Annotated in this window: 19 protein-coding genes, 11 tRNA genes and 1 rRNA gene; 2 read left to right on the forward strand and 29 right to left on the reverse strand. The window is 43.8% G+C overall.

The window, feature by feature from the left end:
- Positions 1–218: 218 nt before the first annotated feature.
- From ahpF to IEW05_RS24225, 9 genes are all read right to left on the reverse strand, one after another.
- Positions 219–1,745 (reverse strand): alkyl hydroperoxide reductase subunit F, encoded by a 1,527-nt coding sequence (gene ahpF, locus IEW05_RS24185; RefSeq protein ID WP_188542447.1) that lies wholly within the window; start codon positions 1,743–1,745, stop codon positions 219–221.
- 14 nt (positions 1,746–1,759) lie between these two features.
- Positions 1,760–2,323 carry an alkyl hydroperoxide reductase subunit C gene (ahpC, locus tag IEW05_RS24190; protein ID WP_188542448.1) on the reverse strand — a complete coding sequence of 188 codons (564 nt, stop codon included), beginning with the start codon at positions 2,321–2,323 and terminating at the stop codon, positions 1,760–1,762.
- 349 nt (positions 2,324–2,672) lie between these two features.
- Positions 2,673–3,638 carry a glycoside hydrolase family 43 protein gene (locus tag IEW05_RS24195; protein ID WP_188542449.1) on the reverse strand — a complete coding sequence of 322 codons (966 nt, stop codon included), beginning with the start codon at positions 3,636–3,638 and terminating at the stop codon, positions 2,673–2,675.
- A gap of 43 nt (positions 3,639–3,681) precedes the next feature.
- Positions 3,682–4,536 (reverse strand): carbohydrate ABC transporter permease, encoded by an 855-nt coding sequence (locus IEW05_RS24200; RefSeq protein WP_188542450.1) that lies wholly within the window; start codon positions 4,534–4,536, stop codon positions 3,682–3,684.
- Positions 4,537–4,539: 3 nt separating this feature from the next.
- Positions 4,540–5,511, reverse strand: coding sequence for a carbohydrate ABC transporter permease (locus tag IEW05_RS24205; RefSeq protein WP_188542451.1), 972 nt, complete (start codon positions 5,509–5,511; stop codon positions 4,540–4,542).
- A gap of 63 nt (positions 5,512–5,574) precedes the next feature.
- Positions 5,575–6,990 (reverse strand): ABC transporter substrate-binding protein, encoded by a 1,416-nt coding sequence (locus tag IEW05_RS24210; RefSeq protein WP_229753730.1) that lies wholly within the window; start codon positions 6,988–6,990, stop codon positions 5,575–5,577.
- A gap of 199 nt (positions 6,991–7,189) precedes the next feature.
- Positions 7,190–8,446, reverse strand: a complete 1,257-nt coding sequence (locus tag IEW05_RS24215) for an extracellular solute-binding protein (RefSeq protein ID WP_229753731.1) — start codon at positions 8,444–8,446, stop codon at positions 7,190–7,192.
- 67 nt (positions 8,447–8,513) lie between these two features.
- Positions 8,514–9,314: a response regulator transcription factor gene (locus tag IEW05_RS24220; RefSeq protein ID WP_188542452.1), complete on the reverse strand. Its 801-nt coding sequence runs from the start codon at positions 9,312–9,314 to the stop codon at positions 8,514–8,516.
- Entirely contained in the window at positions 9,311–11,080 is a 1,770-nt protein-coding gene (locus IEW05_RS24225) for a sensor histidine kinase (protein ID WP_308420468.1), read from the reverse strand. Before IEW05_RS24225 ends, IEW05_RS24220 begins: the two co-directional genes overlap by 4 nt.
- A 380-nt stretch (positions 11,081–11,460) precedes the next feature.
- On the opposite strand from IEW05_RS24225, the gene IEW05_RS24230 reads away from it, so the two are divergent.
- A complete protein-coding gene (locus IEW05_RS24230; RefSeq protein ID WP_188542453.1) occupies positions 11,461–12,054 on the forward strand; it encodes a YdeI/OmpD-associated family protein in 594 nt (197 codons plus the stop codon).
- 31 nt (positions 12,055–12,085) lie between these two features.
- Here IEW05_RS24230 and IEW05_RS24235 read toward each other — a convergent pair whose 3' ends face one another.
- Positions 12,086–12,457: an iron chaperone gene (locus IEW05_RS24235; RefSeq protein WP_188542469.1), complete on the reverse strand. Its 372-nt coding sequence runs from the start codon at positions 12,455–12,457 to the stop codon at positions 12,086–12,088.
- A gap of 132 nt (positions 12,458–12,589) precedes the next feature.
- Here IEW05_RS24235 and IEW05_RS24240 point away from each other — a divergent pair, with 132 nt between their 5' ends.
- Entirely contained in the window at positions 12,590–13,804 is a 1,215-nt protein-coding gene (locus IEW05_RS24240) for a sugar efflux transporter (RefSeq protein ID WP_188542454.1), read from the forward strand.
- Between the two features lie 347 nt (positions 13,805–14,151).
- Here the strand turns inward: IEW05_RS24240 and glmS are convergent, their stop codons facing one another.
- The 19 genes from glmS to rrf form a co-directional block, all read right to left on the reverse strand.
- Entirely contained in the window at positions 14,152–15,984 is a 1,833-nt protein-coding gene (gene glmS, locus IEW05_RS24245) for a glutamine--fructose-6-phosphate transaminase (isomerizing) (RefSeq protein ID WP_188542455.1), read from the reverse strand.
- A gap of 624 nt (positions 15,985–16,608) precedes the next feature.
- On the reverse strand, positions 16,609–17,952 hold the full coding sequence (gene glmM / locus IEW05_RS24250) for a phosphoglucosamine mutase (protein ID WP_188542456.1): 1,344 nt from the start codon (positions 17,950–17,952) through the stop codon (positions 16,609–16,611).
- 59 nt (positions 17,953–18,011) lie between these two features.
- The gene (locus IEW05_RS24255) at positions 18,012–19,358 is read right to left on the reverse strand and encodes a CdaR family protein (RefSeq protein ID WP_188542457.1); all 1,347 of its coding nucleotides are present in this window, start codon (positions 19,356–19,358) and stop codon (positions 18,012–18,014) included.
- Positions 19,351–20,178: a diadenylate cyclase CdaA gene (gene cdaA / locus IEW05_RS24260; protein ID WP_188542458.1), complete on the reverse strand. Its 828-nt coding sequence runs from the start codon at positions 20,176–20,178 to the stop codon at positions 19,351–19,353. Before cdaA ends, IEW05_RS24255 begins: the two co-directional genes overlap by 8 nt.
- Positions 20,179–20,470: 292 nt before the next feature.
- Positions 20,471–21,088, reverse strand: a complete 618-nt coding sequence (locus IEW05_RS24265; protein WP_188542459.1) for a zf-HC2 domain-containing protein — start codon at positions 21,086–21,088, stop codon at positions 20,471–20,473.
- A gap of 136 nt (positions 21,089–21,224) precedes the next feature.
- Positions 21,225–21,797: an RNA polymerase sigma factor SigW gene (gene sigW / locus IEW05_RS24270; RefSeq protein ID WP_188542460.1), complete on the reverse strand. Its 573-nt coding sequence runs from the start codon at positions 21,795–21,797 to the stop codon at positions 21,225–21,227.
- A gap of 231 nt (positions 21,798–22,028) precedes the next feature.
- On the reverse strand, positions 22,029–24,824 hold the full coding sequence (gene ppc / locus IEW05_RS24275; protein ID WP_188542461.1) for a phosphoenolpyruvate carboxylase: 2,796 nt from the start codon (positions 24,822–24,824) through the stop codon (positions 22,029–22,031).
- 388 nt (positions 24,825–25,212) lie between these two features.
- Positions 25,213–25,283: transfer RNA gene (locus IEW05_RS24280), tRNA-Gly, on the reverse strand.
- 9 nt (positions 25,284–25,292) lie between these two features.
- Positions 25,293–25,369 (reverse strand) — tRNA-Pro (locus IEW05_RS24285).
- A 43-nt stretch (positions 25,370–25,412) separates the two neighbouring features.
- Positions 25,413–25,489, reverse strand: a tRNA-Arg gene (locus IEW05_RS24290).
- Positions 25,490–25,495: 6 nt separating this feature from the next.
- Positions 25,496–25,570, reverse strand: a tRNA-Gly gene (locus IEW05_RS24295).
- Between the two features lie 5 nt (positions 25,571–25,575).
- Positions 25,576–25,659: transfer RNA gene (locus tag IEW05_RS24300), tRNA-Leu, on the reverse strand.
- A 33-nt stretch (positions 25,660–25,692) separates the two neighbouring features.
- A tRNA-Lys gene (locus IEW05_RS24305) sits at positions 25,693–25,768 on the reverse strand.
- 10 nt (positions 25,769–25,778) lie between these two features.
- A tRNA-Gln gene (locus IEW05_RS24310) sits at positions 25,779–25,853 on the reverse strand.
- Between the two features lie 19 nt (positions 25,854–25,872).
- Positions 25,873–25,948 (reverse strand) — tRNA-Val (locus tag IEW05_RS24315).
- Positions 25,949–25,955: 7 nt separating this feature from the next.
- Positions 25,956–26,030, reverse strand: a tRNA-Glu gene (locus IEW05_RS24320).
- 45 nt (positions 26,031–26,075) lie between these two features.
- A tRNA-Thr gene (locus tag IEW05_RS24325) sits at positions 26,076–26,151 on the reverse strand.
- Positions 26,152–26,154: 3 nt separating this feature from the next.
- Positions 26,155–26,230 (reverse strand) — tRNA-Asn (locus IEW05_RS24330).
- 39 nt (positions 26,231–26,269) lie between these two features.
- A 5S ribosomal RNA gene (rrf, locus tag IEW05_RS24335) occupies positions 26,270–26,357 on the reverse strand; the annotation flags it as partial.

The following is a 26,357-nucleotide window of genomic DNA, read 5'->3' on the forward strand; positions in this document are numbered from 1 at the left end:
CATAATTATGGCCTACTTGGGATAGCCTTCTTTTTCTAAATTAACTTTAAGTTTAATATGACGACCTGGTTTCAACACGTAACGTTTACATCATGGGTATGCATAAACATAGCGATAGTTTTAAAAAGCACCCACACTATTTTGACATTAAAATACCCCCTTAGATAAACGTATCTAAAGGGGTATACCATACTAATTTCTCATACTAACTATAACGCTTAATTTCGGATCAGATAATCGAAAGCACCTAGAGCTGCGGTAGCACCAGATCCCATCGAAATGATGATCTGTTTATATGGGCTATTAGTGCAGTCGCCGGCAGCAAACACGCCAGGAACGTTTGTAGCACCATGGCTGTTTACAACGATTTCTCCGCGTACGCGTTCAACCGTGTCACCTAACCAATCTGTATTTGGCACAAGACCGATTTGTACGAATACACCCTGCAATTCAACATGATGTGTTTCGCCTGTCTCACGATCAATATAGGAAATACCGTCGACTTTGTCCGTTCCGGTAATTTCTTTAGTTTGAACGTTCTTATGCACAGTTACATTAGGCAAGCTGTAAAGACGATCTTGTAACACAGCATCAGCTTTGAGTTCTGGAGCAAATTCAAGCACAGTAACATGCTTTACGATACCTGCGAGATCAATTGCCGCTTCGATACCCGAATTACCACCGCCAACAACCGCTACATCTTTACCGATGAACAAAGGTCCATCACAATGTGGGCAGTAAGCCACACCCTTGTTCTTGAATTCTACTTCGCCAGGTACGCCCATATTACGCCAACGAGCACCTGTCGACAGGATAACGGTCTTACTCTTGAGAACAGCACCGTTTTCGAGTTCGACTTCGATGAGATCTTTCTTTTCTAGACGCTTAGCGCGTTGAAGTTTCATCACATCAATGTCGTACTCTTTCACTTGCTGTTCAATATTCGCTACGAGCTGAGGACCTTCCGTATGTTTCACACTGATAAAGTTCTCAATGCCCAAGGTGTCATTGACCTGACCGCCAAAGCGTTCAGCAACAATACCTGTACGAATCCCTTTACGTGCCGCATAAATCGCTGCACTTGCACCTGCTGGGCCACCACCAACAACAAGCACATCATAAGGCTCTTTATTATCAAACTCAGATGCGTCTGGTGCATTACCCATCTTGGCAAGAATTTCTTCAACCGTCATACGACCGCTTTCGAAAAATTCGCCATTGAGGTAGACGCTTGGTACTGACATAATATCCTTACTTTCTACCTCTTCTTTGAATGCTCCACCGTCAATCATCGTATGAGAAATACCAGGATTGAGAACGCTCATCAAGTTCAGCGCTTGTACAACATCAGGACAATTATGACAGCTCAAGCTGATATAAGTTTCAAACGTGTATTCGCCACGAATGTTCTTGATTTGATCAATCACATTTTGCTCAACCTTTGGAGCTCGTCCGCTAACCTGCAATAGGGCGAGTACTAATGAAGTAAACTCGTGACCTAATGGAGTTCCAGCGAATGTTACCCCCGTGTCTTCACCTACACGATTGACACTAAAACTTGGTGTTCTAGTTAATTGTGTCTTCTCCAACGTTATCTTTGAAGACATGCTCGCTAGTTCATCTACCAGAGCAAGCATCTCAGCAGATGCTTCATCCGAGCCTGCACTGACTTTGAGAACAATATCACTTTCCAAGAGCTCGAGATATTGTTTTAATTGATTTTTTATTTCTTGATCTAGTGCCATATTATCTACCTACCTTAAATTTTTCCTACAAGATCGAGACTTGGTTTCAGTGTTTCCGCACCTTCAGACCATTTCGCTGGGCAAACTTCACCTGGATGATTACGTACATATTGTGCTGCTTTAATTTTGTTAACGAGTGCACTTGCATCACGGCCAATGCCGCCTGCATTAATTTCAACGGTTTGGATAATACCGTCTGGGTCAATGATGAATGTACCACGATCTGCTAGACCATCAGCTTCGATCAGTACGTCAAAGTTACGAGAAACCACATGTGAAGGATCACCGATCATGATATATTTTACTTTGCCAATTGCAGCAGAGCTTTCGTGCCATGCTTTATGTGTAAAGTGCGTATCCGTTGAAACGGAATACACTTCAACTCCAAGGCTCTTTAAAGTTTCGTATTGGTTCTGTAGATCTTCAAGTTCTGTAGGACAAACGAATGTAAAGTCAGCTGGATAAAAACAAACAACACTCCATTTACCTTTGAAATTCTCTTCTGTTACATCGATAAATTTACCGTCTTGAAATGCGGATGCTTTGAATGGTAGGACTTCTGTTCCAATTAGTGACATGTTTTTTATATCTCCTTTTAGTTTCTATTGTAGTGGATAGTATATTCATGTGCTGTAAACAGTCATTTTGAATACACTTGTTAATAATCATTCTCAACTAAATCGCGAAATATGTCAAGCTATTTTATAATAATTCTAATCTGAGAACTGTTACAAAAAGGTGAACTCATCATTTATTCTGCTGCTAAGTTTATCAGAGTATTCATTTTCTGAATATTTGTAGATTTGTGACTAATGAAACTATCTTTTGCCACTAAACAAGGAAAAATCCCGATTTAATCCATCGGGACCTTTCCTTGTTTTATATAGTACTGATTATTAAAGGTGCAAATGAATACGGGAAAGTCTATCAGAGGAGAACCGTCCGGATCCGTCCATCTTCTTCATAATGGAGTTCCGTAAATTTGATACAGCGTTTGTGGTCCACACCGCCAGACATAGATGCATCATGATAAAACAAGTACCACTTCCCGTTAAATTCCACGATAGAATGGTGGGTCGTCCAGCCAACGACAGGATTCAGAATTACTCCTTGATAGACAAAGGGTCCGCAAGGCTTGTCACTCACTGCGTAGACGATTTTATGAGTCGTGCCTGTGGAGTAAGACAAATAGTATTTCCCATTATACTTGTGCATCCATGGACCCTCGAAATATCTCCGGTCTTCATCCCCCACAAGAATAGAGTTCCCTTCTTCGTCCATAATGGCGATTTCCTTCGGAGCCGATTTGAATGACAGCAAGTCTTCACTGAGCTCCGCCACCTGGGGTCCATAAGCCGGTTCAAGTGGGCCTTTTTCCTCTGCGTCAGGTTGGAAGACGTCGGTCTGCCACTTTTCTAATTGCCCGCCCCATAAGCCGCCAAAATACATATAGGCTCTCTCGTCCTCGTCAACGAATACTGCGGGATCGATGCTAAAGCTCCCTTCAATATAGCTTTCTTGAGCACGAAAAGGACCAGCCGGCGAGGTCGCAGTAGCCACTCCGATGCGGAAAATTCCCTCCTTATCCCGGGCCGGGAAGAACAAGTAATACGTCCCCCGCCGATAGGCGGCGTCAGGTGCCCACATTTGCTTCGAAGCCCACGGCACATCCCGAAGATGAAGTGCTATCCCATGATCCTCGCACGGAGACGTCGGATTCTCCATAGAAAACACATGATAATCTTCCATCGCATATTGGTCGCCGTTATCGTTCGTAGATCCATCGTGATCGATATCATGGGATGGGTAAATGTATAGCTTGCCTTCAAATACATGAGCCGAGGGATCGGCTGTATAGAGATGGGTAACTAACGGCTCATTGTATGTTGCCATTGTAGGATTCTCCTCTTCGTTGAAATTTTCCAGCTTGATTGGATTATTCTTTCACGCCTCCTAGCGCTACGCCCGCGATAATATACCGAGATAATAGGAAGTATACTATAAACAACGGTAATGCCGTCAGCGCTAGCCCCAGGTAGATCGAGCCGAACTCCGTCTTGTATATATCACCGCGCAGCAAGCTTACCATGATCGGCATCGTATACTTATCCTTATTGGTCAATAGAATCAACGGCATGAACAAGTTGTTCCAGTTACCTACAAAGGCAAAGATGGCCTGCGTCGCCACTGCTGGAATCATCAACGGGAGAATGATTCGGTTGAACGTTTTGAATTCGCCTGATCCGTCTACACGCGCTGCTTCCACGATTTCTACCGACAGCGTTGCAAGTAGATATTGGCGCATGAAGAACACCACTGCCGGAGCCGCAATCGCAGGCAGAATCAGTGGAAGGAAGTTGTTCGTCCAATGCAATTTATACATAAACTGATAGAATCCAATTGCGCTTGCTTGAGAAGGAATCATCATTACGCACAGGATAAAGGTAAAGAATGCACTGCGCATTTTCCAGTTGTAGGTCACAAGTCCATAGGCTGCCAAGGACGAGAAGTAGACCGTGAGGATTGTTGCTGACCCGGAGATAATGAATGAGTTCAAGAATCCTTGAATCGGATCGAAGCTCTTATCGATCAGCACATGCCAGTTATCCATAAAGTGGGTAGAAGGAAGCAGCGAAAGACCTCTTTGGATTTCAACAGATGAGCGTGTGGCGTTTACAAACATGATCCAAAACGGAAAGATGCTGAGAATCGCCAATAGAATACAGACAATATAGATAACAATTTTGCTTACCTTCAGGCCAACGGCTCCGCTTCTTTGAGTCTTATCCATGTGTTACACCTCCCTCTCAACTGCTGCATGGGCGGACCGTCTATACATCTTTTCTGCTTTTTTCAATCTAGCAGCATCACGATCGCGCATTAGATAGAACACTAGTCCAGACAATATCGCTGAGATCACGAATAGGATCATACTTGCCGCTGCTGCGCGATTATACATGTAGCTACCCTTGAACGCTTGCCCATAGATGAACATGGTTGCGGTAGTTGTGGAGCTGTCTGGTCCGCCATTAAGGAACAGCTGCGGAATATCGAACATCGTCAGACCGCCGACCATCGATGTAATCAGGGTGAACAGCAATATCGTACGAAGACTCGGTAACGTAATACGGAAGAAAGTTTGAGCTCCGCTCGCACCGTCGATCGCTGCGGACTCGAAGAGAGCTGGATTTATACCCATAACGCCTGCAATTAGAATAATCATAGTGTTGCCGTACCACATCCAGAATTGGATGAACGATACAATACCGCGTGCTGTCGCTTTACTCTGTAGGAAGTAGATGGGAGCGTCGGACCATCCTAGCATCTGAAACAAACTATTCATGGGACCCATCGGATACGCGAACAGAGAGCTAAAAAGTACGGCGATCGTACTCGCAGTGATAATATTAGGCATATAGAGCAGAACCTTGAAAACTCCTTGTCCCTTTATGTTAAGGCGCCGATTCGTGAACCATGCAGTGAGTAAAAGCGCAAGACCGATCTGAGGAACGAAGTTAACAATCCAGAGCAGTCCCGTGTTACGCAGAGACTTAATGAACAAGGGATTATCAAAGAGGAGATCTTTGAAGTTTTGAAAAGGGTTATCCATAATGTGGATTGGTTTTGGTATTAATCCTTTCATGTCGGTGAACCCAATAATTGCGGTGTATAAAATTGGATATAGCGAAAAAATCAGAAATGCAGCTACAAAAGGTAAGGTAAAAATATAGCCGAATCTCGAATAGTTGACATTTTTGCGACGCATGCTCTCACCTCACTAATTGATATAAAAGGAGCGGGGGAACTCCCCCGCCCCTCCAGCTTCTTCTTATTCGCTATCAATGCCAAGTTGGTCTTTGACTTGCTGCTTGAACTCCGCGAGCGCACTATCGCGATCCTTATTGCCTGCGCTGTATTCGCGTACTTGATCACGCCAGAGTGTATTTATTGTCTCATCGTACTGAGTCAAGTTCTTACCTGAAGCGTTAGCATTGGCCGGAACGAACACGTCGAACATGTTCTGTCCGCCAAGCAGATCAATTTGGCCGTTCGATTTAGACATAACAACGGAGGATGCAACGCTATCTTTCGTGCCTTGCTCGCCGTCTTTCATCGTACCGTTAGCCCAGTAACTTTGGAGGCCTGTGTCAGAAGTATCGAGCGTTACCCATTTGACAAAGTCAGCTACAGCCTGCTTCTTGGCGTCGTCCTTGGTAACATCCTTGTTAGCGAGCAGCCAGGTTCCTCCCCAGAAGAAGCCTGTCGGCGGCTCAGTAACAGCCCAGTCGCCAAAAGTATCTTTCACATTATCTTTCATTACGTAGTTGATGAGCCATGCAGGACCGAAGAAACCGAAGACCGGTTTAGTGCCAGTACCGGACATATCTGCAAACCAGCCTTCCTGCCAGTCTTGAGTATCATTATGATAGCCATTGTCTTTCAGCTTCTTGGAGAGATCGAGGAACTGTTCACGCTTCGGATCGATATGAAGCTTCCCATCAACAATCCAACCCTTGTCAGAACTGTTCTCGATCGGGTGCCAAATATCTCCGTCGCCGGAAACAATGCCATACCCTTTAGCTTTCAGCTTCGCAGCTGCTTCGAAGAACTTATCCCAGCCAGGTCCAATCTCATTCTTGATTGTAGCTGGATCGTCCGTTCCAAAAACATCCTTGGCAAGCGAGCGACGATAGATGAAGGCGCCGCCAGTCGCTTGATAGCCGAGACCTTTCAGTTGACCGTCTATACTGCCGATGTCAACCGAGTATTGGGCGATACCCGCATCCTTAACCATTTGGTCGTCAAGGCCCAGGTCAGCATAGTTGGCGGCATAGGTGGATGCGTCTCCTTGTGTATACTTGAGCACGAACGCACCTTCAGCTGCATAAATATCCGGGGCATCTTTACCGCCTCCGGCCAGAGCCTGGTCAAGAGCCGGCTGATAAGCGCCATCAGTGGTTGCGATAATCGTAGTTTTGAATTCCACATTCGCATCAGGATGGGTATCCAAATACTTTTGGGTCATTTTCGGAATCTCATCCGTGAAGCTCCAAAGATTGACGGTGACTTTCGGGCCCTTTTCTTTCGGTTGCTCCGCGGCAGTGTTAGTTTCTGGAGCTGGACTTGAGCTTGGGCTGGATGAGTCTGTGTTTGATTTCCCGCCACACGCAGTGAGAGCTGATGACATCACGAGTATTGCAGAGATTCCGACAAGAATACGTTTCATACCTTTCATGCGTTTCATACTTAGCCTCCCCTTTTATATTGATTTCTCGGTTTTATGTAACCGCATACATAATTATAGAGCCTATGATCCTCTCGCATAAGGAACCAATCTTTAGGAATACTTCCACTATATTTAGGTTCCGTTCCTTACAAGGTATAAAAAAGACACCAAGGTATCTCTACCTCGGCGCCTCAATTATCTATGAGATTTAGTTTCATTACTTACCCGCTTTGAGAGCCTCATCCTGTTTCTTGATGAATTCTTCCGGAGTGACCGCTTTACCGAACAACGCTTGAACCTGATTAATGTGTATACTCGAAGCGCCTGGTTTCATCTGGGTATCTAGATAAAGGGTTACTTTATTAGCCTTGTTTAATTCGTCTAATAGATCAATGAACATTTGCGGGAGCTTGATGGCCGCGGTATCTACTTTGGTAGCGGGGATTACGCCCGCATCAACAACAGAATGCTCTCCCCATTTCTGAACGAAGAAGCTGACAAAGCTTTTAGCCGCCTGAGTATGTTCAGAATTTTTGGAAACAAACAATCCAGTCCCCGGACCTCCAACCCAATCATCCACATTTCCTTTGCCACCTGCAACCGTCGGGAACTTGAAATAACCTATCTTGGCTTTAAATTCTTGGGATACGTCCGTAGCGGTCGTATAATTAGGCAGTTCCCAAGTGCCTACGGCGTACATGGCCGAATTGCCGTTCATAAACTGCTCTTTGGCTTCGTCATTGGATAAGCCGTTATACCCCTTAATGAATGTGTTCAGATTCACCAGCTCTTGCACTTGTCTTGCAGCCTCAAGTAAGGAAGGATCCGTGAAGTCCTGATCCGCAACGGCTTTATCCATTAGATCCGGTCCCCCGATGCGATCAGCTAAGTACATGTACCAGAAGGAAGCCGGCCAACCGTCCTTACCACCAAGAGTAACGGGAGTAACACCGTTATCGTTCAGCGTTCGGATGATCGCTTTGAGTTCATTTAAGGTTTGGGGAGGCTGTAAGTTATATTTAGTAAAGATTTCTTTATTGTAATAGACCGGAACAATGTTCAGTTCGACCGGGAGCGCATACGTCTTCCCATCAAAAGAGTATGCTTCGGTCGTGCCAGCTACGAATTTTCCATTCAGTTCGCCCTGTAAAAGATCGTCCAAGCTCGCAAACTTGTTTCCCTTAACATAGGGATCCATGAAACCGGCTGCCCAAGTGAACCCGACATCCGGCAGATCATTGGATGCGGCAAGCACCCTAAGTTTGCTCTTGTACTGCTCATTTTCAAGAACTTCCGTCGTGATCGTGATATTCGGATTGGCTTCTTCAAACTCCCTGATGATTTCTTTTACCATTTTATTTTGCGCGGAGTTGTTACCGTCTGACCATAGATGCATCATTTTTAAGGTGATTTTCTCACCACCACTCTTGGTGTTGCTCTCTTCGTTTCCGCTGCAAGCGGTCGTTATCAGCAACAAAGCTAGGAATAAGACACAATATATTGCGATTCTCTTCGTGGGTATCCCCCCCTTGCCTTAGTCTTTATTGGATATGGCCTTCCGTTCCGTTCCTCATGGATCGATACTGCCCCGGACTCATTCCATCGTACTCTTTAAACAGCTTGTTAAAATATTTAACGGTCTGATAGCCGGTACGGCTTGCAATTTCAGCTATAGGCAGATTCGTTTTTAACAGTAATTCCTTTGCTTTCTGTAACTTTCGGCGAGCGACGTATTCGCTGAAATTCATCTGGCATTGCTCTTTGAAAAGTGAGCTGAAATAACTCCCATTCAGATGGACATGCCCAGCGACTTCCTGCAGACTGATCGCCTGCTCTATATGCATTTCCACATAATGCATCGCCTCGCGGACCGGATCGCTTAATGCAGCTTCTTCTTTCCTTATAACCATCAATTGTGGATCAGTCATCTTCCGCATGAACACGATATGTTCTTGCTCTTCCCCTGCCTTTAGAGCATTCTCTACGGATGCGATCAGTTTGTCCCGGCTGGCTGGCTTGAGCAAATAGTCCACTACCGACAAATGAATCGCTTGCTGGGCGTACTCGAATTCAGCATGGCCGGATATGAGAATAACAGATGGCTGACGTTGGATCCCTTTCTCCCTCATTTGACTAACCAAAGCAAGACCGCTGATCTCCGGCATCCGAATATCCGTTATCATGAGTTCCACGGGAGTCTCCTCAAGAATTTGCATAGCAGCTACCCCATTGCTTGCCGTGAGAATCTCATATTGACCAGCTGCCCATACCTCAAGTATTTTCTTCATTCCTTCTCTCGATCTCAGTTCATCGTCGACAATAAGAATCGTTCGGTTTCTCATGACGTTGTGCCTCCTCGGGTAGGAATTTGGATGTTAATACGAGTACCTTGCCCCTTCCGACTATCGATGTTCATTACCGCACTCTGCTCGTTATTTCCCGAAAAAAACAGTTGAAGCCTTCTCTGCACATTGGCGAGTCCGACACCGGAATCTTTTGAAGAAGACACCTTCCCGTTATCCAGCCCTTCTATGAGGGAACGTAGCTTTTCTTCATCCATTCCCACCCCATCGTCTTCCACCGTGATGGAGATCCATTCTCCGTCGCGAGCAACCGTGAGCTTCACCCAGCCTGGTTCAATCTTGCTCTCGACGCCATGTAAAATGGCATTCTCCACGAGCGGCTGCAGTAATAACCTGGGCAGCTCCACGTTCGCAAATTCAGAAGGAGCCTCGATTTCCCATTCCAGGCGGTCTTCAAATCGCATCTTCATGATAAGTAAATATCGCTTCACATGCTCAAGTTCGTCTTGCAGCTTCACCCATTCCCCTTTTCTCGGTCCAGTAATGGTATACCTAAATAAATCAGACATGGCGACAACATACTCGGCCAGTTGATCTTGATCCTTGTCCAATAGTGACCAGTACAGAACATCCAATGTATTAAACAAAAAATGTGGATTGATTTGAGCTTGAAGTGCCTTTAACTCGGTGTGACTCCGGGATAACTCTTTCTCATAAACCAACTGGATCAGCTCGTTGATGTTATCGACCATTTTGTTATAGGAATAATTCAGTTCCTTAATTTCCATCGTGGACGACACATTTTCGATGGGCTTCAGTATGCCAAGACGGGTACCTCTCATGGCTTTGATCAGCTTGAACACAGGCCTTGTAATTAAGGTAGATAGAAAAAAAGAAAGCAAGATGAACAGCAAGGTACCCATGATAGCCGATAACACAATAGTCGTCCGTAAGACCGATGTGCCTTTGGTGATGACGTTAACCGGTGTTAGTATGAGCAGTGTCCATCCAGTTATTGAAGACCGCTGTTTGACAACGATAAAGGACTGCTTGCCGATAGAAGCAACCTGATCGCTGGAATCCTCCAGAATCATAGCTGCTGTCTTTTGTGAAATGCTGTCATCATTGGACGAGATCAACTGACCGTCGGCAGCGAGAAGTAGTAACGTTTCTGCTTCACCCTCACCAGACGTGGAGCCTTTCAACGCAAACTTGCTTCGATCTAAGCGGATGAGTAAATATCCGCCCGTTGTGAAATATCGATCGATAAGACTGATCTGTCGAATCGCCAATAGCGATGTAGAATCGAGCGGGTCGATACCAAACCAGACGAGTCTTCCTTCCTCACTCGTCGCCAGATTGATCCAGTCCTCAGATACCTTATCTCTCAGGGTACTACCGTCGAGAGGGTACAGTCTCGCCCCGTCTTTGTTGTAAAGCTCTACGGATTTGATGCCATCCGTGTAGACTTGGACCAAATTGATAATGGGTGGGAGCGCTTGCCGTTCCGAAAAGGTAGCCGGTTGACCTTCAACATCCCGTAAAAGCAGTTTCTGTATGTACTCGTTGGTTGATACCAGCGTCGTCAGAGAATTAATCTGTTCAAGAATGCCCTCCAGGCGGCCATTGGCCTGAATCGCGGTTTGCTGAATATGCTTCTCTGCATTGTTCTTGAGCAGCGTCGAGACCGATTGGAACGTAATCGCCCCGACGAATATCAGAATGATCATCATGACGGCGAGAAAACCGAGCAGCATTTGATTCCGCAGCGTATTTAAATTTAACCCGGGTAGTATCCTCCGCACGCAGTCGCTTCCTCCCTTCGCATAGGATCATGGAATAATCACCCTAATAGAGATATGTAAGTGTTTTCATTTATTTCTGTCAATATATTAGCATGTTTATTAATTATCCGCTAAGGAAGATTTACGGAAGATATGCTAGATTCGTCATTTTCTGCCTCTCTTCACGCAAACTGTACATTCCATAAAAAAACAGTACAATTGAACCTGTGAGACGCAGATAGGAAACATTTTGGGTTATATTTCGATATAGCCAAGATTGGAGCCAGATCATGATCGATGCGACCGTAGTCGTGTCCACCGGCGGGTGCAATAGGGGCAAGCTAAGTAAACAATCAAGTAAATTTAAAAAAACAATATGATGATGAGAGGGATTTTCTTTGATGAACAATAGCAAAATGAACTCCAAGGTTGATGAATATATAAGTAAATCCAAAAAGTGGAAGGAAGAATATGAGAAGTTGAGAGATATTGTTCTTGACTGTGAGCTGACCGAAGAATTTAAGTGGATGCATCCTTGTTACACGTTTGATAACAAAAACATCGTTTTAATACATGGATTTAAAGAATATTGTGCGCTTCTGTTTCACAAGGGTGCTCTGTTACAGGATACCCATGGGATTCTAATTCAGCAAACAGAAAATGTACAGGCAGCGCGCCAAATTCGGTTCACCCATGTTCAAGAAATAGTTGAATTGGAACCCATTTTGAAAGCCTATATTCATCAAGCCATTGAAGTTGAAAAAGCCGGTTTGGAAGTGGATTTTAAAAAGCATGAAGAATTCACCATTCCTGAAGAACTTGAGCGTAAATTCGATGAAGTTCCAGCTTTGAAACCTGCATTTGAAGCACTCACACCCGGACGACAAAGAGCATACATTTTTTATTTTTCTGGACCCAAACAATCCAAGACTCGATCGTCAAGAATTGAGAAATATACGCAGCAAATTTTGGACGGTAAGGGGTTAAATGATTAGGGCACAAAGTGTCTAATCTAGAGGGTTCTGTCTATTTCCGCCAGAAAGTTGAACAGTCTGTCTTATCCACAATGTTAAACTCAATTATTTTCTCAAGTAATGAGAAATCAACCGGACTATCCCACTGGATACGTACCAACTGCTTAGTGTGATCATAACCAGCCTGCACAATCGCATCAGAAAAATGATTAATCCCTGCTATTTCAGGGGCAATAGCCAAATGGTGCTTGGATACGCTAAAGCCTATAATAAATGTGCCATGATCCGTAAACATAGGTTGATTCCAAGCCATTTTCGGCATTAAATTCGGAAATTTCTTAGTTACCCAAGTCAAAACTTCTTCCGTTCGATCCCGATGTTGCGGGTTATCAATACCGGATAGATAATCGGCAAAGACGTCCATTTCATTCTCTCCTTTAATAAGATAGATGATCGTCCAGTCAGTAAAATACATTATATATTGTTCCTATCTTTTTCAAGTATACTATAACCTGATAGCCTATCTAAACAAACATAGAGGAGTAACATTACGATTATGATCAAACGACTTACTGAACTATTTTCCATTCCCTCCTATGCATTACTCTTTTTATGTATGTTTCTACAGGGGATGGCAATTTCACTTAGCGCACCCTTTTTATCGATTTATTTCACTGAACAACTTGGAGTATCCGTCGGGGTATTTGGTATCTTTCTCTCCGTCACGTTAATTGCCGGGATATGGATCAGTATGTTAATCGGAAGACGCTCTGATCACGGTATGAATCGAAAAAATATTTACCTATTCTCCACAATCTGTAATGCTCTTGCTTATAGCGGTTACTTACTGATCAAGGATTTTACAATCTTGTTCATATATATGACCGTATTCACCGCCCTCGGGGCACTAGGGATGCCACAATTGTTCGCTATTGCTAGAGAAGCGGTGAGTAAGAGCAATTTAACTGATCATGCATTTGCTAACTCTACCTTGCGCTCTGCTTTCTCTCTCGGCTTTATTACAGGTCCTTTAATCGGTACCCTACTCATCGCTGCTGTTGGGTTCAGTGGAATTTTCTCAGGGACAATCGGAGTTTTCCTGCTGGTGGCCTTACTTATTTTCCTATTCCTCAAATCAAATGTTGAATTGAAAGCCAGTAGTACTGAAGTAAAAAAAGTAACAAATTTTCGTCTAACCCAAAACCGTCATATTCTACTTCCTTTTCTGATTCTGGTATTTATGTATACAGCTCACTGGATGAGCAGCATCAATACTGCACTCTTCATTACACACAATCTAGGAGGAACGACAAGCGATGTTGGTCTAGTCAGCAGTATTTGCGCTGCGCTGGAAATTCCTTTTATGATTATGCTCGGTCTACTCAGTGCAAAGTATAGTAACCGAATCCTGATGATGTGGGGTGCTCTTCTGGGTGGAGCTTATTATATCGTTATCCTTATCTCAGGTGAGATGTGGCAAATGCTTGCCGCCCAAATCCTGCTCGCTGTATTTGTTGCCGTTATCTCAGCGATTGGCATTAGCTACATCCAGGATCTGCTTCCAACCATGCCTGGGTATGCATCCACGCTCTTCTCTAATTCATCAACGATCGGAAGACTAATCGGTAGTCTCCTTGGCGGAGGATTAGCCAGTGTTGTAGGTTACCGTTATTCATTTGTATTTTGTTTAATACTCGTCACTATTTCTACAATCATGCTTGTGATAAGCGGACGACACTCTGTAAATGAACCACAGAAATTAGTGGTTTGATTCGAAAGATAGACATTATATAAAAAAGCCCGTAACGGCAAGGTTTTGCGGTTACGGGTTTTTTTTGTGCCACTAAAAATAATCCACGATTTCAGGAAAAAGATCACTTGATTATGCTAACGGGACACGATACTTTCATTCCAAACACCATTGAAAATAACTATTGCTCATTACGTTGCGTAATATGATTAAATCATAAAATAATGATGCGATTAATGAGCTTGAAGAAATGTTATACCCCACTTAAAATAAGTGGTCGCCCTGAAAATAAGCTTCAAAACGACCCTAGGTATTTAACTTATTCAATTAATACTAGACTTTATTGTAAATGAATCTTATCTTCTCCCCTACTCTACCGTCACACTCTTCGCCAAATTACGTGGCTTGTCGACGTCGTTGCCACGGGCAAGCGATGTGTAGTAAGCCAGCAATTGCAGTGGTACAACGGATAATGCTGGTGTCAGTAGTGACAACGTCTTCGGAATCGAGAGTGCCTGATCAACGGATCTGAGCAGGTCTGCTACATGCTCCTCGTGAGTGATGGCCATAACAGCAGCACCACGAGCTTTCACTTCCTTGATGTTGCTTACGGTCTTCTCTAGAACGTTCTCCTGCGTCGCCAAAGCAATAACGGGGATTCCTTCTTCAATAAGTGCTAACGTACCATGTTTCAACTCACCAGCAGCATAAGCTTCAGAGTGAATATAGGAGATCTCTTTGAGCTTCAATGAGCCTTCTTGTACTACGGCATAATCCATGCCACGCCCGATAAAGAACAAGTTCTGGTGAACCGCTATTTCCTCTGCGTACGCTTTGATTGGCTCAACATTTGCGAGCATGCTCTCGAGCTGCTCCGGTAGTGATTGCATCGCAGCAATGACATGAGCTACTTCTTCGTTGCTTTTAGTTCCACGAACTTGTGCCAAATACAGACCAAAGAGATAGAATGCAATGAGTTGGGAAGTATAAGCCTTCGTCGACGCAACCGCGATCTCTGGTCCCGCCAATGTAGCAATAACATCATCCGCGTCACGGGCGATGGAGCTTCCCACTACGTTCGTAATGGCCAGTACATGAGCGCCGTTACGCTTAGCTTCACGTAATGCTGCCAACGTATCAGCAGTCTCTCCAGACTGGCTGACGACGATCACAAGCGTCTCAGGCGTAATCAGCGGTGAACGATACCGATATTCGGAAGCAACGTCATTCGCGACAGGAATGCGAACGAGTTGTTCAATTACCGTTCCCCCGACTAGGCCGGCATGATAAGCCGTACCACAAGCCACGATATGAACACTATTCAAGCTACGAATTTTCTCCTCAGTCAAATTCAACCCTGGGAACACAACACTCTGTCCAGACTCGTCAATCCGGCCTCTCATGGTATCACGATATGCTTTAGGCTGCTCATGAATTTCCTTTAGCATGAAATGGTCGAAACCGCCTTTTTCTGCGGTAACCGCGTCCCAATCGACAGTAATCATTTCCCGAGAAATAAAATTCCCCTCGATCGTCATTAATTCGACAGCGTCTCTTGTCAATACAGCCATTTCACCGTCATTTAGGATATACACTTTACGTGTATAGTTCAAAATTGCTGGAATATCAGAGCCGATAAAATTCTCGCCTTCACCCAGTCCTATAATGAGCGGGCTAGCTTGACGAACAGCTACCAGCTTCTCTGGTTCGTATTCTGTCAGCACGCCCAGAGCAAAAGCACCTCGCATATGGCTAATTGCCTTCTGAACAGCCTTCACAATGTCGCCATCATACTCACGGGCTACCAAGTGAGAAATAACCTCTGTGTCCGTCTCCGAAACGAACTTATATCCTTGGCCAATCAATTCTTCTTTTAAATCCAAATAATTCTCAATAATGCCGTTATGAACAACTGAGAACTTCTGGCTGTGATCGGTATGCGGATGCGAATTAACATCAGACGGCTTGCCATGCGTCGCCCAACGCGTATGACCAATCCCAGCGCTTCCTAGTAATGGAGCACCTTCTAGCTTCGTTTCAAGGTTAGTAAGACGGCCTAATGCCTTCGAAATTTGAAGGCCGTCTTGGGTATACACTGCAATCCCTGCCGAATCATAACCACGATACTCCAATTTCTTAAGCCCTTCGATCAACACCGTCTGCGTGTCTCTTTTTCCGATATATCCAACGATACCACACATATTTATATATCCTCCGTTTCAATTCCCTAGATTTATAGTCGTAGGATGAAAGAAGCGGAAGACCTATACACGGTACCCCAAGATTGAAATATTTAGTTGTATGAAAATAATGCAAATTCTCAGAATTTATTCTGACTATTTTCATGAATGTCCATTTCTTTCCGGCCACCGCGTTTCTTCCGCGTTCTTTCGTCCACTCATGAATTTAATTCGTATATTATTCCAAGCATCTATCCGAAAAGTTTGTGAGAACGGTCGCCCATTCCTTTTGACTTGTCGATTACGGTTCAGATGCGATACCGGGAGGCCCCCGCCGAACATTCGAACACCTCCACCTCGTCAGCTTGCATTTGCCGCGGAACCTTTCCTTAGCTCAAGCGAGAACCCTTCACTCACCTTGCTATGGACAATCTCCTACGCGCGAAATGAAGCTCTGGCGCTTATCTTGCAGTAACCTCACGTCCCTCACTTTCTGTAATTGAATATGTATAATTATATGCACCTACTAGAGATTTGGCAATGTGCATCTTCCCCTATTCTATTCAAGCGATTTAAAAAGCGCCGCTAAAACAGGAAAATCCCGTCCTAGCAGCGCATTTATTGGTCATATCAAAAAATTATCTATTATACCAATTCCATCTCAACAACCTTCACGATTTGCGACACAAGCTGCTCGAGTTCCTGCTTATCCGGGCCTTCAGCCATAACCCGAATCAATGATTCTGTTCCCGAAGGTCTAACCAATACTCGGCCATTATCACCAAGGATAGCCTCTACAGCGGCAATCGCTTCTTCAATTGCTGAGTTACCCTCATATTTACTCTTATCCTGTACACGAACGTTCACGAGCACCTGTGGATACTGCTTCATTACTTTTTTCAATTCACTTAGTTTCTGTCCCGCTGTCAGCATGGTATCCACCAGCTGAATTCCTGTCAGGATGCCATCACCGGTTGTGTTGTAATCCAAAAAGATAACGTGTCCCGACTGCTCTCCACCTAAGTTATAACCGCCTCGAATCATCTCGGCCATGACATAACGGTCACCTACAGCCGTCTGTGCTGTGTTTAGTTGCAACTTCTTCGTCGCTTTGTAGAATCCAAAGTTACTCATAACTGTAGAGACTACGGTGCTGTCTTTAAGTTTGCCAGCTCGATTCATAGCATCTCCACAAATGCAGAGAATGTAATCGCCGTCTACTTCTTCTCCGTTCTCATCAATAGCGATCAGACGATCTGCATCTCCATCGAATGCGAGCCCAAGATCTGCTCCCAAACGGATAACTTCCTCTTTAAGATGTTCAGGATGCGTTGATCCACAATGATCATTAATATTCAGACCATTTGGAGAAGCTCCAATCAGGTGAACCTCCGCTCCTAGTTCGCGGAATAATATCGGTGCAAGCTCGTAAGCTGCCCCATTAGCACAGTCAAGAACTACCTTGATGCCTGCGAATGAAGAAGAATTAATCGTAGTTTTTAAGTGTTCCAAATATTTAAACTTAGAGTCGGTATCCACTGTTAGACTACCCAGGTCTCCCCCAATCGGACGGGGAAGCTCGTCAATATCTTTGTCTAGTAAATCTTCAATCTCTAATTCGGTCTCATCAGACAACTTGAAGCCGTCACTACCAAAAAACTTAATTCCGTTATCCTCAACCGGATTGTGTGATGCCGAGATCATAACACCAGCATCCGCATTCAGGATACGTGTTAAGTAAGCTACTGCCGGAGTTGATACAACACCTACACGAATTACATCCGCGCCAATGGACAACAGACCTGCAACAAGCGCCGATTCCAGCATGACCCCAGAAATACGGGTATCCATCCCGATAATTACTTTAGGCTTCGCTACCTCACCAGTAAGTACATAACCCCCGCAACGACCAATTTGATAGGCAAGCTCTGCGGTTAACTCTTTATTTGCAACTCCTCGTACTCCATCTGTTCCAAAATATTTCCCCATGTTTATACTTTCACTCCTTCAATGTTATGTGAAGCTTGACAGCTCCACATTGAGAACTATTAACCGCCATTCTGAGTTCCGTTACTTTCACTCGGGTTCTCTTCTTCAGGCGGATGAGTCGCATTTCCCCCAGTGTCCACCGGTTCATCTTCCGGCAACGTTGTCGTAGGTTCTGACTTATCGGTTAACTCAACATCAATATATAATGATTTATCAGAATCGGAAAGCTCAAGATATTTAGGAAGCTTTACCTCCAAAGGTACTCGGTGAGTTCCTATACCCAGATTGCTTAAGTCAGCTGTCACTGTAATATCACCCGTTTTGAGCGCCTCAAGAAGCTTTTCCGCACCTAGAACAGTCAACGATATTTTGTTATCTACGTTGGAGGTGATCTTCGCTTTCAATTGTTCGTCTAGATTTAGTAACGTAATGGGAATACCATTCATCAGTTTTTGTTTGACAGGTTCTGCAATGACAGTAATAGTTACTGCATTAGGCTCGATTTTCTCAAAACCTTCTGGAGGAGTCAAGTCTACAGAGTATTTCATCTCAGTCCCACCAACAAACTGATTCAGGTCTATAGTTACCGAATGAGAGTTAATTCCTTCTAAAGCTTCTTTCGTGCCGTATATTGCAACTCCTTCAACATTCTTAACAATACTAGCTAGAATGTAGCCTTCTGGAAGCTGACCTGTAGTCCGAACCTCTAGTGGCACATTCTTGTATAACTTATTGATCGGGATATCAACCTCAATAGATGAAGGATTAACCTCCGCATGGTTCATTTCTTTCCCTTGCTTATCATATGCTACTAACTTCACTGTTTTGCCTTTCAGTGTTTCCTCTAACCCTGTAATATCAATAATCCCCTGTACTTTGTCCACTTCACCTATTTCACTTTCCGGTAAAGTTACTTTAACTAGTCCCTCATGGGCTATAACAGGACTCCCCATTTGCAGACCAGATTTTAGTTTTCCTGTAGTCACGATACTAACGGGAAGCTCCTGAGTTTCCTTGGCTTCAATCGTTACAGTAACATTGGATGGATTTATTGATACGAGCTGGACCCCTGGCGGTAGTTCAGTAGTTAATGGAAGTGTCACCGTTCCCGGCTTTACATTTTTCAGATTTAATTTCACTTTATAATCGGAAAAATTCGTCGTAATATCCGTTCGTTTGCCTCTAACTTCTATATTTACTTTATCAGATTCCAAATCATAGAGTACGTATTTGTCCTCATTAAATCCAACTACTTGAATTTGAACGTTTTCGATAATTTTAGTATTGAGTGATGTCGTTGGAGGTATAGGAGTTCCGCTATCCAAATGAACCATCGCCCATAAAATAATACTAAAAATAAGCGCAATAATTTTGGCGAAATTGTTGTGACTAAGCCACTTATCCATGTTTCTTAGCCCCCCACTTTCTCCAGAAAGGCTTTTTCTCATTTTCACCGGAATTTGGACCAAGCTCTACATACAATTTAGAAATCAACGATTCTTCATTAATATCACGAACAACCTGTCCATCAATCGCAAGTGAGATTTGACCCGTCTCTTCCGAAACTACAATCGAAATAGCATCGCCAACTTCGCTTATTCCTATTGCAGCTCTATGTCTTGTGCCTAGTTCTTTACTAATGAATGGATTCTCCGAAAGTGGCAAATAACAAGCAGCTGCCGAAATCTTATGATCCTGAACAATCACCGCACCATCATGCAGAGGTGTGTTTGGAATAAAAATATTAATCAACAACTGCGAAGTAATGACGGATTGAACAGGAATCCCTGATTCCGTATATTCATTGAGCCCGGTATCGCGTTCAAAAACAATTAATGCCCCGATCTTTCTACGTGATAAATAATTAACCGTCTTAATGATCTCGCCGACTTCTCGGCCAAATTCCTCTTCATCCGCTGTACTTCTGCCAAACAACTTACCGCGGCCAAGTTGCTCCAGAGCTCGTCTAAGTTCGGGCTGAAATATAATGAAAATAGCAAGAACCCCAAAGGTGAACATTTGGTTCATAAGCCATTTTAACGTGTATAAGTCAAACCATGTGCTGATCGCCCAGATTACAATGAGCACAAGGATCCCTTTAAGTAGTTGAACCGCTCTTGTACCCCGTACAAGCAGAATTAGATGGTAAATAATATAGGTAACGATGAGTATGTCAACTGCATCTTTAATGTATTCCTGCCACGTCAGATTGGACAAATAGTTCATGGTGTAACCCCCAATTGTTCCCCTAGTAACTAATAACGTTATCAAGAAACATTATGTAATACTTTTGCTGAATAATTTATCTTCTATGGATAAACAAACATATTCAACTTGTATATATATATATTCCCCTTAAACTCTAGGTTATAACGTTCACAAGTCAGATGCAAGTCTTCCCTAATAAATAGTATTTTTCGTCACAAAATGAAAAAAATGCCTCATGCTACAAAGAATAAAAAAAGGCGCCCATTTTCCCAAAGGGGAGCGCCCGATCATAACGTATCTTCATAAATTATTACCTGTAGGCAACCTCAGAAAATGTATTGGTAATCCGGTACCAGATCCAGTCCAGCGCTTGATCAATACTCTTGACTTGACCTGAGATCTTGGCCGTAGAAGCCTGAAAATAAGATCCGTCAATTACCGTAAGATTTCCCTTAACTTCGCCGTAGATTTCAGCTTTGCCGTTCTCCACTGTCAAATTCCCAGTGATTGTAGTACCACTTGGTACGGTTACGGTATTACCGTTTATAACCACCTGATCCAGGTCAACACCCTTCACAACAAGTTGGTCATCAGTATCCCAGAATGAAATGAAACTGACTAGTATAACGAAAAAGAACACTGCAGCAGCTGTTAATGCTGGATGTCTCTTAATCCATTTCATCCAATCCTGTTGTTTATGTTGACCCGGAATTTGATTAAGAATTCGATCCACCAACTCATCTGAAGCGGAAAAGGTGCTATGTTTGATTGTAGCAAACAACATCATTTCTGTTTGTTCGAGCTCTTTAAACTGCACGTGACATGATGGACAACCCTGAAGATGATTCCTTAGCTCCAAAGCCTGCCCAGTTGACAACTCGTCATCCAGATAATCATGCATCAATGAGGATGCTTGTTTGCAATCCATATCAGCCAATCCTTTCAGTATCAATCTATGGGAAACTAACTATGAGTAATAGATAAGTCATCCTACCTAACAATACGTTCTATAATTTAATACGTTTCACAAAAAGATGACGGAAATCTCTGCTAAATAATCCAAGCTATAATACTTTATGTTCTAGCTTTTTACGCAAAAATTCACGACCCCTATGGACGCGTGTTTTTACAGTAGTAACTGGCATATCCAGCACATCACCGATTTCTTGCAACGATAACTCTTGTAAATATCTTAGAATAATCACGGATTTATATTTAACCGGTAGTCCCTCAATCGCTTGATGAATCAATTGCTGCGTCTCAGATACGAGATATTCTGTCTCCGGTGTTCTATCATCTCCCGGAATGAGCGTATATCCATCCATACCTTCCTGATCGTTCATTTCAGCATCAAGATAGTATCTAGGCTTACGTTTACGCAATTGATCAATACATAGATTTGTCGCAATACGATAAATCCACGTAGAGAATTTTTGCTTCTCGTCATACCGTTCCCAATTCTTATAGACACGAAGGAAGGTTTCTTGCACGATGTCCTCCGCCTCATGTCGATTGGATAACATTCGGTAGCCTAAATGAAATATTTTATCCTTATATAAATCTACGAGCTCTGCAAAAGCCCCCTGATCTCCCTTACGGGCCAGCTTCACCAGTCTCGCATCAAAATGATCCACCATTGAATTTCCCCCATATCATATGGACGGGCTTCATTCATACACCCTGCTTGTCCAGCCTTCATTGCCCGGAATTCCACCCGGTTCACCAGACATAAGCACTCATTCATTCAAATGTTAAATCATGTCCTAATAAAATGCAATAGAATTGACAAAACAAGCCAGGACCTTATCCCTAGATAAGTCCCAGCCTGCTTTTAATTCTATCTGAATTGTTAGAACTGTTGTATTGTATCAGCCCGTATTCCGAAGACCTGCAGCAATTCCGTTAATCGTAAGCAGTACTTCACGCAGTAGAATTGGATCGTCCTGCCCTTTTTCACGGATCGCACGAAGCTCAGCTAACAATTGAACTTGCAAGTAGCTCAGTGGATCAACGTAAGGATTACGTTGACGAATAGATTCCTGCAAAGCTGGGGCATTACCCAATATCTCTGTAAGTCCCGTGATCTTTAGGATCATAGTCTTCGTCAAATTGAACTCTTCCTCAATTTTTTTGAAGATTCGATCATGTACTTCTGGATCACTACACATGTTCGCGTATTCTTTAGCAATGGTCAAATCTGCTTTGACAATAGCTAATTGCAACGTATCGATGAGAGAACGGAAGAAAGAGAAGTTTTCGTACATATCTTGAAGTACCTTCATGTTCTCTTCATTATTCTGATAGAAGTTAAATAAACCAGTTCCTGCGGCATACCAAGCAGGGAACAAATAACGGCTTTGTGTCCAGGCAAACACCCATGGAATAGCCCGTAAATCTTCGAAACGATCACTATTCTTCCGTTTGGATGGTCGGGAGCCAATATTAAGTTCTCCGACCTCAAGAAGAGGTGTAGATTCCTTAAAGAATTTCAAGAAATCCGGATCACGGAATACCAAGTCCTGATACTTATCCAGTGAAGTTTCAGAGATCCCTTTAATGATCTCCTCCCATTCCTCTTCACTCGAAGCGTACTCTTGATTTAGACGTGCCTGAATGGCTGCAGTAATTAAAGCAGAAGTTGCCTGCTCCAAGCTTCGGTAAGCGATCCCCTTCAATGAATAACGTGAAGAAATGACCTCACCTTGCTCTGTGATCTTAATGCCTCCACCAATCGTTTGTGGGGGTTGCACAAGGATACTACGGTTCAGAGGCATACCTCCACGACCTAGCGCTCCTCCACGACCATGGAAGAATTTCAGCTTTATACCAAATTCACTCGCTGCAGCAGTAATTTGCTTGAGAGCTACTCGTAGTTCCCAGTTAGCCGTTACCACACCACCGTCTTTGTTACTGTCAGAATACCCAAGCATAATCTCTTGTAGATCATTCATCGCTTCTACAGATTGACGATAGATCGGCATACTGAACAGCTGACGCATAATTCCAGGTGCCTCATGCAAGTCGTCGATCGTCTCAAATAGCGGTACAGCTTGTAACGTACAAACGACTGAACCGTCCGCTTCTTTACGGAACAAACCAACTTCTTTAGAGAAGACCATAACCTCGAGGATATCACTCGCTGCCTCTGCCATACTTATTAGGTAACTAGTGATACACTGCTTACCAAATTCCTTCTGAGCCTTGAACACGGTCCGGTATACTTCAAGACACTCTCTGGTGCTCTCACTGTACTCTTGGTATTGAGATGTCAGAGGGCGCGGATCATTCAATATTCGCTCTAAGAGCTTCACTTTCTCTTGTTCTTGCAATTCAGCATAGTTGCTAACGATATTCATATTAGCTAGTATCTCAGTCATGGCATTCTCATGCTCCTGGCTGTGCTGACGAATATCCAAGGTCGCTGTGTGGAACCCGAATAGCTCCACCTGACGAACCAATTTCTTAATATGAGTATCCGCAACATAATCGGCATAGTGATGACGGAGACTGCGATCAATAATCCTCAGATCATTAATGAATTCAGCTACATCAGTGTAACGTTCTGCCGTATCCTTTTTCGAGTCATCCAAAAGATTCTGTAATTTCTCTGTCATATATGTCAGTTTTACACGATAAGGTTCCTTCTCATTGTTCCACTTCGATGTTTTGTTCAATGTAACTTGGAGACGGTCCTTCTGAATAGAAGCTAGCAGTTCATCTGTCACATCTACAATTGTTGTACTGAAACTGAGATGTTTGAATAGTTCTGACAAAATGCGCTGATATTCACGCACAGCCAACTTCCGCTGCATCCGCAGGGTCTCCCAGGTGATATCAGAGGTTACAGACGGGTTTCCGTCACGGTCTCCGCCAATCCAGGAACCAAACCGCAGATACGTTGGCACATGCCACAAATGCTCAGGATAATACTTGCTAAGGCAACGCTCCAGCTCTTGATATACTTCAGGAAGTACATGGAATAACGTCTCGTGAAAATAATACATACCATTTCGCACTTCATCGAGTACTGTAGGCTTACGATCACGCAACTCATCGGTTTGCCAAAGTGTAATTACTTCATTAAGTAGCTTCTCTCTTAGCTGCTCGCGTTCGCGGAAGGTTAGCGTCGGATTGTCGAGCTGCATAACATCATCAGCAATCCGTTTATGAATATCAAGAATAGCCCGACGCATCGCTTCTGTAGGATGGGCTGTCATAACCAGTTCCAATGACATACCTTCCAAAATCTCTTGAGCTTCCAAATAAGTAAAGCCACGATCTTTCAAATCTTTAACCGACGCTTCTAGCGTACCGTGCTGTACAGTTTCTCCTGCCGACCTTTCGTAATCCCGCTTACGACGAATTCGGTGATTTTGCTCAGCAATATTAACGAGTTGAAAGTAAATCGCAAATGCACGGATTACTTGGTGACGAATCTCGGGTTCAAGAGAATTGATCATCGTTTTGAACTCTTCATATAATTCAGGTAAAAATACAGCCCGTAGTGACTTGCTCGCTTCACGAATCTTCTCGACAATATCCAAGAGTTCATTACCGCCTTGATGCACAAGGACCTCTCCTAGAATATTGCCCAAAAAACGAATGTCGCGTCGTAGCAGGTTATTGGCATTACTCTTTCCTGCAGTTACCGTTAATTCAGTCATAGTTCTCCCCCATTTCATCCCTTTACCGTCTTTCTAAAAGCTTTCTTAACATAATACAATAAACTCTCCTGAAAATCTTCACTTTATTTGTAATATATTTAGCAATTTAGCAAGAGTTAATGAAGTTAAGTGATTTTTTATTCAAAAATACGCATAGATCAAAATGCCCTTAGAGTCACTCGTAACTGCTTTTAAAAAGGAAATCACAAAATCAACAGAAGGCTATGATACATAATTATGCACCACCCTCAGTAATTACCAATTACAGTAAAGAAGACCCCTATTAACAGTAACACGGTGAAGCAGTAAAATGCAAGGATACAAAAAAAGATAAGATTATAACAAAAAACATCATCGAATCTGATGATGTTACTGTCATAAAAATAAAAGCGGGTGATGGGAATCGAACCCACGCTATCAGCTTGGAAGGCTGAAGTTCTACCATTGAACTACACCCGCATTTTATAATGGTCGGGACGACACGATTTGAACATGCGACCCCCTGGTCCCAAACCAGGTGCTCTACCAAGCTGAGCTACGTCCCGAAATAAAATGGTGCTTACTACATTTATGAAGTTATAAATATAATGGCGCGCCCTGAGAGATTCGAACTCCCGACCTTTTGATTCGTAGTCAAACGCTCTATCCAGCTGAGCTAAGGGCGCAAAATATGGAGCGGACGACGGGAATCGAACCCGCGACCCTCGCCTTGGCAAGGCGATGCTCTACCGCTGAGCCACGTCCGCAAATTTGGTGCGCGTGAAGGGACTTGAACCCCCACGTCGTGAAACGCCAGATCCTAAGTCTGGTGCGTCTGCCATTCCGCCACACGCGCACGATGTTACTAGGCAACACTTTAGGAATAAAGTGGTGAGCCATGAAGGACTCGAACCTTCGACACCCTGATTAAAAGTCAGGTGCTCTACCAACTGAGCTAATGGCTCTTAATAATAATGGCTGGGGATATAGGATTCGAACCTATGAGTGACGGAGTCAAAGTCCGTTGCCTTACCGCTTGGCTAATCCCCAATAATGATTAGAAGAAATATGGTGGAGGCTGAGGGGTTCGAACCCCCGACCCTCTGCTTGTAAGGCAGATGCTCTCCCAGCTGAGCTAAGCCTCCGTATGTATGGTGACCCGTAGGGGAATCGAACCCCTGTTACCTCCGTGAAAGGGAGGTGTCTTAACCGCTTGACCAACGGGCCACATTTAGGATAGCTTTTCCAAAGTTAACTCTCTTCGAAAAATCATGGAGCTCTCAACCGGGTTTGAACCGGTGACCTCATCCTTACCATGGATGCACTCTACCTACTGAGCTATGAGAGCATATGGCTCCCCGAACAGGACTCGAACCTGTGACAACTCGATTAACAGTCGAGTGCTCTACCAACTGAGCTATCAGGGAATAATTCACGCAGTTTCGATTAGGAACCTGCGTAAGTTTGCTTGGCGGCGTCCTACTCTCCCAGGACCCTGCGGTCCAAGTACCATCGGCGCTGGAGGGCTTAACGGTCGTGTTCGGGATGGGTACG

Origin of the sequence: Paenibacillus segetis (genome assembly GCF_014639155.1) — a bacterium.
Taxonomy (GTDB): domain Bacteria; phylum Bacillota; class Bacilli; order Paenibacillales; family Paenibacillaceae; genus Fontibacillus; species Fontibacillus segetis.